This window comes from Mycoplasma sp. 3398 (assembly GCF_053851555.1).
Genome location: NZ_JBSQAW010000001.1, coordinates 86,829 through 99,681, shown reverse-complemented (window position 1 = coordinate 99,681; position 12,853 = coordinate 86,829). Strand labels below are relative to the sequence as shown.

10 protein-coding genes are annotated in these 12,853 nt (G+C 29.1%); 2 read left to right on the top strand and 8 right to left on the bottom strand.

All coding sequences use genetic code 4. The features are described from left to right. Position 1 precedes the first annotated feature (1 nt). From infB to ACWXVK_RS00395, 4 genes are all read right to left on the bottom strand, one after another. A complete protein-coding gene (infB, locus tag ACWXVK_RS00410; protein ID WP_456016863.1) occupies positions 2-1,807 on the bottom strand; it encodes a translation initiation factor IF-2 in 1,806 nt (601 codons plus the stop codon). Continuing rightward, on the bottom strand, positions 1,768-2,067 hold the full coding sequence (locus ACWXVK_RS00405) for a DUF448 domain-containing protein (RefSeq protein WP_438340440.1): 300 nt from the start codon (positions 2,065-2,067) through the stop codon (positions 1,768-1,770). The genes infB and ACWXVK_RS00405 overlap by 40 nt, the downstream gene beginning before the upstream one ends. Further along, positions 2,051-3,655, bottom strand: coding sequence for a transcription termination factor NusA (nusA, locus tag ACWXVK_RS00400; protein WP_455966395.1), 1,605 nt, complete (start codon positions 3,653-3,655; stop codon positions 2,051-2,053). Before nusA ends, ACWXVK_RS00405 begins: the two co-directional genes overlap by 17 nt. Positions 3,656-3,760: 105 nt before the next feature. After that, positions 3,761-5,920, bottom strand: coding sequence for a helix-hairpin-helix domain-containing protein (locus ACWXVK_RS00395; protein ID WP_438340438.1), 2,160 nt, complete (start codon positions 5,918-5,920; stop codon positions 3,761-3,763). Between the two features lie 140 nt (positions 5,921-6,060). Between ACWXVK_RS00395 and ACWXVK_RS00390 the strand changes: the two genes are divergently transcribed. Together ACWXVK_RS00390 and ACWXVK_RS00385 are read left to right on the top strand one after the other, a co-directional pair. Continuing rightward, positions 6,061-6,966 carry a nucleotidyltransferase gene (locus tag ACWXVK_RS00390; RefSeq protein WP_456012563.1) on the top strand — a complete coding sequence of 302 codons (906 nt, stop codon included), beginning with the start codon at positions 6,061-6,063 and terminating at the stop codon, positions 6,964-6,966. Between the two features lie 238 nt (positions 6,967-7,204). Beyond that, positions 7,205-7,378, top strand: coding sequence for a hypothetical protein (locus ACWXVK_RS00385; RefSeq protein WP_456016862.1), 174 nt, complete (start codon positions 7,205-7,207; stop codon positions 7,376-7,378). A 413-nt stretch (positions 7,379-7,791) separates the two neighbouring features. On the opposite strand, the gene pip is transcribed toward ACWXVK_RS00385, so the two are convergent. From pip to phnC, 4 genes are all read right to left on the bottom strand, one after another. Continuing rightward, positions 7,792-8,727 carry a prolyl aminopeptidase gene (gene pip, locus ACWXVK_RS00380; protein WP_456016860.1) on the bottom strand — a complete coding sequence of 312 codons (936 nt, stop codon included), beginning with the start codon at positions 8,725-8,727 and terminating at the stop codon, positions 7,792-7,794. A 93-nt stretch (positions 8,728-8,820) separates the two neighbouring features. Further along, positions 8,821-9,750 carry a DHH family phosphoesterase gene (locus tag ACWXVK_RS00375; protein WP_456016858.1) on the bottom strand — a complete coding sequence of 310 codons (930 nt, stop codon included), beginning with the start codon at positions 9,748-9,750 and terminating at the stop codon, positions 8,821-8,823. 3 nt (positions 9,751-9,753) lie between these two features. Next, positions 9,754-11,949 (bottom strand): PhnE/PtxC family ABC transporter permease, encoded by a 2,196-nt coding sequence (locus tag ACWXVK_RS00370; RefSeq protein ID WP_456016856.1) that lies wholly within the window; start codon positions 11,947-11,949, stop codon positions 9,754-9,756. Positions 11,950-11,951: 2 nt separating this feature from the next. Next, positions 11,952-12,830 carry a phosphonate ABC transporter ATP-binding protein gene (phnC, locus tag ACWXVK_RS00365; protein ID WP_444704855.1) on the bottom strand — a complete coding sequence of 293 codons (879 nt, stop codon included), beginning with the start codon at positions 12,828-12,830 and terminating at the stop codon, positions 11,952-11,954. Positions 12,831-12,853: the final 23 nt, after the last annotated feature.

Below are 12,853 nucleotides of genomic sequence, written 5' to 3'. Positions count from 1 at the left end.
ATTATACTAATACATCCTCATAAAATTTTAATTCATCATCTATATCTATTTTATCAAAATCTTTAATATGGGTACCAAAATCAAAGCCTTTTTCGACAACTTTAACATCATTTTTTTCTCTTTTTAAGGAGCTTATTGAGCCCTTAAAGATACTTTTGCCTTTTCTAATTACTTCAACTTTGCAAAGTTCTTTCGCTTGTCCTTCAAGCATCATGCAACCTGCAATTGTTCCTACTTTCGAGTAGAAAAAAAGTTTTATAACAACAGCCTGTCCAATTAATTTTTCTTCATAAACTGGTTCTTTTAAGGTATTGATAATTGCTTCTATTTCTTCAACAATTTTATAAATAATGTTATGAGAAACAATTTTTATTTTTTTAGTTTCAGCTAGTTTTTTAATTTCGCTTGATGTGCTAATGTTAAATAGATAAATTCTTGAATTAGATGCTTCAGCTAAGAGTAAATCTGCTTTAGTTAGTTCTCCCGCTGTTGCTCTAATAACATTAACAGAGATTTCATCATTTTTTAGTTTAGATAGCGTTTGCTTAATTGCTTCAGCAGTCCCCTGCACATCGGTTTTAATAATTATGTTTAAGGTTTTTTGTCCATCTTTTATAGTGAAGGAATTTCTTTCGCTTAATTCTTTTTGTTTATTAATAAAAGATTTTTCTTCTGCTAGCTTCTTAGCGAATTTTTCATCACTAATTACAATAAATCTATCACCTGATGAGGGATTCTTATTGAGACCTGTAATTATGCAAGGTGTGCCTGGTAAGACTTTTTGCAATGGTTTTCCCTCGGTTGAGGTTAAGCTTCTAATGTTTCCATATTGACCACCAGCGACAATAAAATCTCGATGCATAAGAGTACCATTCTCAACAATAACCGTTGACACTACCCCTCTACCTTTATCAATCTTTGATTCAATAATAGTTCCAAAAGGATCGCGATTCAGATTTGCCTTTAGGTCTAGTAAATCAGCTTGAAGAAAAATAGATTCTAATAAAGCATCAATATTATTATTCATCATTGCTGAACCATAAATGAATTGGTTTTCGCCTCCTCATTCTTCACAAATAATATTATGCTCGCTTAGTTGGCTTTTAATTTTCTCAGGGTCTGCATTTGACTTATCCATCTTATTAACAAAGATAATAATTGGCACATTGGCAGCTTTCGCATGATCGATGGCTTCAATAGTTTGCGGTTTAACACCGTCATCTGCAGCTACAACAATAATAACAATATCAGTTACCCTAGCCCCTCTCGAACGCATTTCAGTAAACGCTTCGTGTCCAGGGGTGTCAAGAAAGGTAATTTTTCTACCATTGTATTCAACTTGATATGCACCAGTATGTTGGGTAATCCCACCAAATTCTGTTGAAAGAATGTTACTTTTTCTAATTTGGTCAATTAGTGTTGTTTTACCGTGGTCAACATGGCCCATAATTGTCACAATGGGAGGGCGTGTTGAAAGGTCGTTTGGATCATTAATAACTTCAAGTTTATCAAATAAATTTTCAGCATCAACTGATTCTTCTTTTTGAAAATCAAGATTATAATGTAAACATATTTCCGCAATTTCTTCTTCATTTAAGAAGGTGTTAATATTTTTCATTATTCCTTTTTTAAAGAAGTAGGTTAAAATTTGCGCAGCAGTTTGGTTAATTTTTTGACTAAATTCGCAAACTGTTAGTGGACCTGTAAAAATAAATACACCATTTTTGACTTTTGCTTCTACAACGTTTAATTTTTCTTTAATATTGTCTACATTTGAAATTCTTTTGTTACATTTTTGCTTAGCCATATATTCACCTCATTTCATAATTTTTTATAAATACAATCATCAATATTTTGTCTAAATGCTTTATTTAGTAAATGCTTTTTAAAAAGGGTTTCGATTTGTTCCTCATTATCTAAACAGTATGTTCCCCGACCACCTAGTTCAATGTTTGGATCAAAATAAAATTCATTATTAATTTTTGCAAATCTAACTAAGTTTTTTATAGGATAAATTTTTCCATCAACAATAGATTTACGACTATATTTTTTATCAATCTTCATCATTTAAATCACCTAAATCTAAATTCTCTAAACCAGCACTTAGGTCATCATCTTTTTTGAAGTCCTTCATTTTTGTTTGAGTTATTTTTTCATAGTCGGCTTCGATTTTTGCTTTGTCTTTAATTTCATTTTGTTTAGTGTTCCCTGAGTATACATCTAAATCTTCCATTTCTTCGTTTTCTAATTCATTTTGCATATCAATTCATGTTCTTTCTATTTCCTCATCAGAAATAGATTCATATAATTGTTTTTCAAAAATATGATCTGTTTGTTGTGCTTTTTGTCTAAGCTCAGCTAGGTCTTGGTCAAATTCTGATATATTGAATGTATTATCAAAGAATGATTCATTGGATTTCTTAGAATTTCTATGATTGCTAATTGGTTTTAGATTTAACTTTTGACCTACATATTTTAATTTAGCTTCTTCTTCAGTAATATTTGCATTTTTAAATGAATATTTTATTTGGAGTTGATCGGCTTGCGCTTGGCTAATTATGTCCAAGCGGCTTCTTGTTAATTCTGAGGCAAGTCGAACATTTTGCCCTTTTTTACCAATTGCTAAAGTATGTTGAGCATTAGGAACAATAACAATAAAACTATTGAACTGTGGAGTTGAATCTTCTTTTTCGACAATATCAATAACTCTTGAAGGACTAACAGCATTCATTACAAATTTCTTTTTGTCCTCATCATATAATACAACATCAATTTTTTCGTGGTTTAGTTGTTTCGAAATAGCTTCAATTCTAGCTGAATCTGTTCCGATTACTGTGCCTAATTCTTCGAGAGCAAAAGGCGCTTTTTCTGTTTTTCTTATAGCAACTTTTGCTCTTTCCCCTGGTATTCTAACAACCTTAATAATTTCAATAAATCCCTCAGCAATTTCTGGTATTTCTTGTTCGAATAATTTATTTATTAATTTAGATTCAACTGAGGATACTAATATTTGTGCATTTTTAGATTCAGGTTTTACTTCTTCAATATAAACATCTAACAAATCGCCGGCTTTTAGATTGGATAATAATCTTAAATTGCTTGTAGATGGTGGCATATAAGCAACAGTCCCATCACGAAATTCCATGAGTGTACCAGTTTTGGTAATATTTGTTATTTTAGCTTTAACTATAGTGCCTATTAAGCTACTATATTTATTAAAGGTTAATTGTTTTTCCAACTCTCTAATTTGTTGGTTGAAGATACTTAGAATTTTTTGATAATCACGTTTATGGAATAATTCGAAATCTATTTCCTCGGCAATGATATCTCCCTCCTTAATATTTGCATTAATTTTTTTAGCATCGCTTAAAGCGATTTCAATGCAAGGGCAAAAATTATCTTTGTCTTCATATGTTATAGGGTCATTAGTAACGATTTTTGTATGGTTTATTATTTTAAACTGTTTCTTATCTTTATCAATGATAAATTCTAATTCAGCATCAGGGTCATATTGACTAAAAATCACTTGTTCAACAGCTTTTTTAAATAAATCAACTACTGCTTCTTCATCAATATTTTTGATCTGTGAAACATTATATATAGCACTAAAAATTTGTGTTGCTTTTAGTTCCGAATCAAAAGTTTTAGTATTCATTTTTATCTCCTTTTTTATATCTTATAATTACAAAAAGGATCGGCCTATGGCCAACCCTTTTTAATCTTAATTAAAAACAGTATAATAAAATTTTAATACATTAATTTATTTTCAAATAATTTTTCCTTGAATTTTTGAGTTTACTTTATCAATATCAATAATTTTTATATTTATGTTATCGCCAATTGAAACTAGTTCATTAGGATGGTTGATATATTGGGAATTTTCCTTCTTCATATTACGAATATGAATCAAAACATTTTCCTTTAGGCCAATATAGGCAAATACACCGAAGTTGGTAATATTTTGAACCTGGCCAATAATTTCTTGACCCAGTTGGATATCGCTAAATTTTAAAATTTTGTCATTAACAATATATCCTGGTTTATCATCCCTTATATCCTTTCCAGGTGCTAATAAAGAATCAATAATTAGGTCAATGTCATATTGATTTGCGCCTAGGTTTTTAGCTAATTCATCCTTATTAGTTGAAAGCAATATTTCCTTATCGATATTTTTTAAATCAATAGCTAATTCTTTTATTATTCTATCGGCAAGTTCATATAAGTCAGGGTGTATATTTGTCTTATCATAAAATACATTAGAATCATAAATTCGTAGAAAACCAACTGATTGTTCATAAGCTTTAGGGCCTAAACCTTTAACTTTTTTAAGATCAGTTCTTGATTTAAATAAGCCGTTCTCATTACGATAATCAACAATATTTTGTGCTAATGATTTCGAAAGGCCAGAAACATACTCTAATATATATTTGGTTGCGGTGTTTAAATCAATTCCAACCATATTGACTGCCTTTCCGACTTTGAATGCTAATTTTAAAGATAATTCTTTTTGATTAACATCATGTTGATACTGACCTACCCCAAGAGATTTTGGTTCAATTTTAATTAGCTCATTCAAAGGATCTTGAAATTTTCTGCCTATATTAATTGCTGATCTAAATTCTAGTTCTAAATCAGGAAATTCCTCTTGCGCAATTTTTGAAGCCGAGTATACAGAAGCGCCTACTTCGCTAACAATGGCAAATTTAGTGTTTTTGTTTAATTCTTTTTCTCTTCTTATTTTTAATAATTTATCAATAAATTCTTCTGTTTCACGGCTAGCGGTTCCATTTCCAATAACAATTAGATCAATCTCATATTTGTTAAGTATTTCATGCATCTTTTTGACTGCATTTAGAAATTCTTCTTTTGAGTTAGTGTGTGGATGGATAACAAAACCTTCTAAATATTTTCCATTACCGTCTAGCATTGCACATTTGCAGCCGTTAGTATATCCAGGATCGATAGATAAAATATTTTTATTTTTTGTGGCTGGAGAAAGTAATAAATCTTCAAGGTTTTGAGCAAAAATTTCAATAGCTTCTTTTTCGGCACGCTCAAATAAATCTGTCTTTATTTCTCTTATTATCGATGGAAATATTAAACGATCTAGTGAATCCTTTATTGCTTCATTAACAATCTTAGCTGTTCTTTTGTTGATGAAAAATTTGTTGTTTAGATAATAAATGATAACTTTTTCATTGAATTCAATTGTATATGAAATGATTTTTTTGTCTTCACCACGAGTAATAGCTAATACACGATGGTTAGGGATATTTTTAACCTTCTCACTATAGTCATAATATTGTTTGAATGTTTCTTTTTCGTCATCCACGCTTTTCTTTTTTGTTACGATAACACCGTAGTTTATAAGTTGATTTTTAACATATTCGCGAACTGAAATATCTTGTGAAATATTTTGAGCAATTATATATTTAGCTTGTTCTAAAACTTGTTCAACATCTTTTAATGTATCTCCATTAATATATTTCGAAGCTTCTTTAAAAACATTAAATTTTTCATCCTTATTTGTCATAATAAGCTCAGCAAGTGGCCCTAATCCTAATGCAAGAGCTTCGGTGGCTTTTGTTTTTTTGCCTACCTTAAAAGGTTCATATATATTTTCAACTTCCTGCTTAGTTATTGCATCATCAATTTTTTTCGATATTTCAACATCAAGTAGCTTTTTTTCTTCAAGAATTTTTTTAACATATTCTTTCCTTTTTTGAAGTTCTACATCATACTCATAAAATTCGCTAATATTTGCAACTTGTTCTTCATCAAGACCACCGGTCACATCTTTTCTATAACGTGAAATAAAGGGAATTGTAGCGCCTTCTTTTAATAATTTAAGGGTTTCACTAACCTGCTCATTACGTATATTCAATCTTTTTGCAACATTTTTTATTGATAAATCAATCATAATTTCTCCAATTTTTATTTATTATCTTTAGTACATTAATTATAAAGAAATTATTTTTTTAATAGGTCTTTTTAGATTTTTTTTAAAGCAAATTAATTTATAATTTTTAAGAATTATTGAATTGTAGGAAGAATAAATTTATGTTAAAAATTGGCATTATTGCAGAATATAATCCATTTCATAATGGTCATATATACTTAATTAATAAAATTAAAGAAAGATATCCAAATTCGCAAATTATTGTTGCCTTGTCCTCTAATTTTACCCAACGTGGTGAGATTGCTTGCGCTCCCTTTGCAAAAAGAAAAAAAATATGTATGAAATATGGTGTTGATAAGGTTGTTAAGCTAGATTTTGAAACTTCAACACAGGCAGCACACTTTTTTGCAAAAGGCTCAATTGATATGTTAGATAAACAAAAAATTGATATTCTTTTTTTTGGAACATCCGATAGCGATGAAATAAAAAAATATATAAGTGCTGCCAGGTTATTGGATGAAAATGCGGATTTATATAACAAAAATGTTAAGTTGCTTTTAAAACAAGGAAAATCCTTTATTTTATCCTGTTATGAATCGTTAAAACTATTCTTAAAAGAAGAAGAAATTCCGCAGGATATTTTGGGCTTTGAATACACTAAATACATATTAAAAAATAAACCTCATATTAAACTTGATTGTATAAAAAGGTCAATTTCACATCATTCTGGGGAAACAAGTTCAATTTATGCATCAGGAACAAAATTAAGAGAAATGATAAAAAATAATGAGGATATTTCAAATTTTTCTCCACTAAAAATTAAAAGAGTTAAGAGGATTGAAGATACATATAAAAAATTCCAAAGAATAATAAGACATTGGTCACCACAAAGAATCGCCAAAATTAAACTTGTTAGTGAAGGAATGGAAAATTTATTTAAGAAAAACATTGATGCTTTATCCTACGATGAATTTATTGATTCTTGTACATCAAAAAGATATACAAAATCACGTATTAAGCGAACTTATTTGTATGTCTTAAAGAAGTGATTTGCTAAAAAAAACTAGTATATTTTTAATTTTAAATTAAAGCTCAATTGAGGAAAAAAGTTAATTCTAAATTGGATGCAGCAAGTTATTAATACCTCTAGGTATTATTTTTTTATTATTATTGTTTATCAGGGTAATCATAGGCACTTCAGCCGCTTAGAAGGTAAGAAGATACTGAAATAAAGATCACATTTTTTATAAATCATAATTTAGTTTATTGAGCTAAATATTCAAAAAAATATAATAGGTTATACATTTGAAATTTAAAGGATTTATTTATGAGTGACTGGCTATTTTGATGAAGCAACATTTGTGCGAAACAAAAAAGTCTAAACAAGGTCATTTTGTTTCATTTGATCTATCGCCGGCATTGTTTGTGTTTGCTTTTATTGTTGTTGTAATGTCGATATATACATTTGTTGCAATATAGCTAATGTTGGTCCAGGTTTTGCGTCAATTATTTTAATTATAATCTAGCATATATAGACCTACAGTTATTATATTATTAATATTTTATGATAATGCTCTTAGTGAAATTAACAATGAAATTGTCACTATTTCTGAATTTCAATAATATAGACATTGAAGCAAAGCATTATTGTTTATGTTTGAATATAAACACTTTATTTTTGTTAATAATTGTCGGCTGATCTTGCTAATATTAACACTTGTAGGTTTTATTATCTTTTTTATTTCAGCTTCAAAAGCTTAAAAAATTTTGATTCAATTTATTTAAAATATTTTTTGAATCTAATCTAGATGAAAAACTTAAATGAGATTTTGTAAAAAAACATTCAGGTGTATTTTCTGAATGTTTTTTTGTCTTTAAAGTCTATGAATTATTTATTGCAAATTTTTGAATTCTTCTGTAGCATTAACTAGTGCTTCGGCAATCTTTTCTTCTTTTGAGGAATGACCTGCAATAACAAAATTTAACTTTGATTTGTTTAGATTTTTATGTAAAAGGTAAGCGCCTTCTGGTCTGCAATCCATATCAAATCTACCATGAATAATTATTGTTGGAATATTTTGAATTTTGTCAATATTTTTTAATATATAGTTATCTTCTAAAAAAATATGATTAATAAAATAATGATTTTCAAGTCTAGCTAATTCTAAATTGCTTTTCTGATTAGATAAAATTTCTTCTATTTCTGTTAGTGGATTCATCGTTATAAGCCCGAGTTCTCATTTAGCTCAATGGTATGCTGCATTGTATGCTAATTCAATATTTGGACTATTTAGATACTTGTGGTATGCCTTGATTAAATTATGTCTTTCTTCAATTGGAATAAAGTTGGAAAATGCTTCATATGCTTCAGGAAAATAGAAAGAAGCACCCTGTTGATAAAGGTAATAATCGTCTTCTTGGCGCCCTAAGAATACACCTCGCAAAATCATGCCCAATACATTTTGAGGGTAATTAATGGCATAAATAAGTGACAAACAGGATCCTCATGAACCACCAAAAAGTATCCATTTATCAATATTTAAGTTTTTTCGCAACTCTTCAATATCGCTAATTAAGTTTAGTGTAGTATTTTCTTTTATTTCGGCAGATGGCATAGATTTGCCGCAACCTCTTTGATCGAATAAAATAATTCGGTAATGATTTGGGTCAAAATATTGGCGATTTGATTCAGAAATCCCCCCTCCTGGACCACCATGTATAAATAAAATTGGTTGACCATTTGGGTTACCTACTTCTTCATAATATATAGAGTGAATATCGCTTACTTTTAAAAAACCAGTTTTATATGGTTCAATTGGTTCAAACATAACAATTTCCTTTTAGATAAAATATTAGTACTTAAAATTATATTTTAATATTTTAAAAAGTTAGAGGTTTAATGCACCCCTAACTCTTATTTTTTACATTAAATAATGTTTGTTTATAAAGTTAACTATTTCTTGCAATTTATTTAAATCCTGTTGAATAAATCCAGATGAGTTTAAGTGCCCACCGCCTTGAAAATAGTTTGCAACTTTTGATACATCATAAGTAGTTTTTGATCTAATTTCACAGCGATAATCACCCTGTTTTCGTTTTAATAATGCTAGTGAAACTTCGGTGTTAGATACTTCTGCAAATTTAGCAACAAGAGGTCTTGCGATATCATTTGAAACAATTTGATCAACAATCATATATGTAACTATTCCTTCTTTTTTGGAATTGTTTATTGCATTAAAAATGAATCTGTTTTCTTCCACATTAAGTTGCATTTTTTTAAGTAAAAGATTATAATCTAGACCTTCCTTTAATAAAAATTCCATACATTTAAAAGTTTCTTGGGTAACATTTCTCTCTTTGAAAAATTCAGTATCAGTAATGATTGCCACAGCAAGGCCTTCGAGAACTTTTTTGTCTGTTTTTAAATTTAGTTCCATAACAAGTTTGGTCATTACTTGTCCGGTTGCAGGTCAAAAATCACCACCAATTTCAAATAATCATTCGCCTTCCAAAGGATGATGGTCAATTTTAATTGATTCTTCGGTTTTGACTCTTTGATCAAAGATTCTATTCTTTGTAGATGTATCAACAACCACCTTTAGTGAGTTATTAAAAAAGTCATTATCAACTAATGAAATTTTTTCATCTTCCAAGAACAATAGGTTTCTTGGATAATCGCCGCCAGAAATTCTTACATTCTTATTTTTTAGGTTTATTTTTATAAGATGCTTGAGAGCGACTGCAGATCCTAGGGTATCACCATCTGGTTCAACATGAGTACATAATGTTATATTATTTGCGTTTTCTAGATATTCTCAAAATTTAATAAATTTTTGTTTCATATTTTCCATAATTTAGGCCACCGTTAATGAATAATTGTCAAAATAATGATCAACCGCAATTTTGGCGGATTTTTTAGCTATTTTAGATTTCTTGAATCAGTTTTTCATATTTGCTAGATTTTGAATTGTTCGCATATATGTTGTTTTATAAACATTTTTAACATCATTTTTAATTTTAACTAATATTTTTTTATATTGATTTAAATAGTCTATTTTATTTGTCATTAGCCTTTTATAATTTTTTTCATCTGGAATTAAATCATTTTTTAATCAATAATTGTATATAAATAATTGATCTTTCTTGTGTTTTGCAATCATATATTTTGCATATCTTGTTTCATTTTTGAATTCCTCATTGTTCACAAGAGCAATGGCAAGCGACTTAATAATCATATTTTGCTTAATCAGTTTTTTAAACCAAACATCTTGGCCAAAGAAGTATCCAGTTGTTAGTTTTGAGCGAATGATATTTGAAATTTGTTCAATTGTCAATAATACAATAATGGTAAAAATTAGGTATGATGAAAGCTTGTCTCAGTCTTCAGTTTTGGATGAGTATGTACTGATTTGGAAACCAAAATCACTAGCTCCTACGGCGCCAATTACTACTGTACTTTTGAAGTTAATTTCAACTCTATATAAGAAGTTAGACAGAGATTGCGGTAATATTGATTTAATAACAATAAATTTGACTTTTTGAAATCATGTTGCGCCTAGTGAGTCTAAGGATTGAAACACCTTGTGTGGAATTTTTTCAACTGACTCCATAATTAGTTTTCCAAGCATACCAATTGAATGTATCCCCAGTGCCAAGACCCCGGCGAATAGTTTTGAGTCTTTTGACAAGATTATAAAAAGAATGGCAAAAGTGAACGCTGGTATAGCACGAATAACAATAATAATCAATTTAAATGGGTAAGAAAAATACTTATTAATATTTTTTGCGGCGAGAATTCCTAATATTAGTGCAAAAAACAAACCAATGACTGAGGAAGCTATTGCCACTAGTAGAGCCGAAGCCCCTAATGGTATAACACTTGTTTTTGATGTTTTTCAATTGCCACCAAACAATGATCAATCTGGATTGAAAAGCTTATTAATTCCATCTTTGAATTGGCCAATTTTTATACTATTTCCAATTTTTCATTCAATTTGTGTTAGCGAAGCAAGGATAAGCGCAAACACAAGAATAATGACAAAAATCTTGAATATATATATTTTTGACTTTTGCTTTTTAAGCTGTTCTAATTGTTTTGCAAATGGAAGTTTTTCATCAATTTGAGGGTGCTTTTGAGAATATTCTAAAATGAATTTTTTAATCATATAGTTTAATGCTTCGATTACTATCATCAAGGCAATTAACACTCATAAAACAATTGACATATGTGATAGGTTATCTGTTATGGCGTATTGGTCAGAAAGAAGTTGTCCAATTGTTGATATTCCAACAATTGATAAAATAGCTGCAAATCTAACAACCATTTCGAATGAGTAGAATCCATATGATACAATTCTCTTTATTAAATAAGGTAAAATTGCGCTTTTAAAGGCAAGAGTTTTATTATTACCAATCGCTTGCGCTCCCTGAAATGCGCTTGTATCATAAGTGTCTAAGTCTTCATATAATCATTTTGTCATTAATGAGCTAACAAATATAGCAATTGAAAACATTGCCGCTAATGATTTTGAAAATAAGAAGAAAAAGATAAATGCGAATACAACTGGGGGGACTGCTCTAATTATCGACATTATTATTCTAAAGGGAAGATAAATTAATTTATCTTTAATAATATTTTTAGAGCTTAATAATGCTAGCGGTACTGATATAAAAATACCAAGTATAGTGCCTAATATTGAGTATGAAATAGTAGTTCATAAATAGGATAAGCTGCGCAAGAAGGTTGCATAAGGCGTGAACTCTGCAGCTCCGATTTGCGCTTTTTTATTAGTCTCAAAAAAGTGTGAAATATGGTTTCAAAAAGCTTTTCAGTTTTGAAAATCAGGTTTAATAGCAGCGATTATTATTACAACCAAAATAAAGATTAGTGCACCACCCAAGATTTTGAACCAAGGGAACTTTTTAGTTACCTTTTGGCCATTGATGTCAACGAATTTGGGATTAAAGTAATTTGTTACTGATTCACTAAATAATTTTATTTTGCTTTTATATTCAATAGGACCGCTAGATTTGCTTTGCTGTTTATCCATTTCTAGATTTCCAATTTTTTAATTTTTTCTTTAATTTCATTTTGAATAATTAGTCTTTTTCTACGGTTTTCATTGAATTGTTCTTCATCAAATTGTTCCAATTTTTTTCCATATATTTCTTTTAATTGTTCTAAATTAACTTTATCTCAACTATCATTAAAAATAATTTTGCCTTTTTTTACGCCTATTATCCGATCTGCATATTGTAGGGCTAGATCAACATGGTGGAGATTTGCAATTATGGTAATTTTTTCAGATTTGTTAGCTATTAAAAAACCATCCATAACACTTTTAGCCATAATCGGATCAAGTGCCCCTACAGGTTCATCTGCAAGAATAATTTTTGGTTTTTGGGCTAGAGTACGTGCTAAGGCCACACGCTGCATCTGACCGCCTGATAAATCTTTTGCTAAATCATAAGCATTTTCTAGAATATTAACTTTTGCTAAACATTGATATGCTAGTTCAATATCGCTTTTACTATAAATTCCAAAAAACGCTCTAAATAAATTCATTTGTGGTAATCTTGCCGAGAGAACATTTTGTAGTACAGTGATGTTTTCAACTAGATTATAATTTTGAAAGATAATTCCAATTTTTGTTCTAAATTGTCTTAATTTTTTTCCTTTTAATTCATTAACATTGTAAGGCCCAACCGTTAATTTTCCTGAGGTAATGGTGTTTATTTTGTTTACTGTTTTAATTAGCGTGGTTTTTCCGGCTCCCGATAGACCAATAATTGCAACAAACTCGCCTTGATTAATTGAAAGATTTACATCAATTAAGCCCTTAGTTCCATTAGGATATGTTTTTGATACATTATCTCAGTTTATATTTCAATTATTATTAGTATTTTGTTGTATGTTGCTAATACTTTTCATTTTTAAATTTTTATTCATAATTA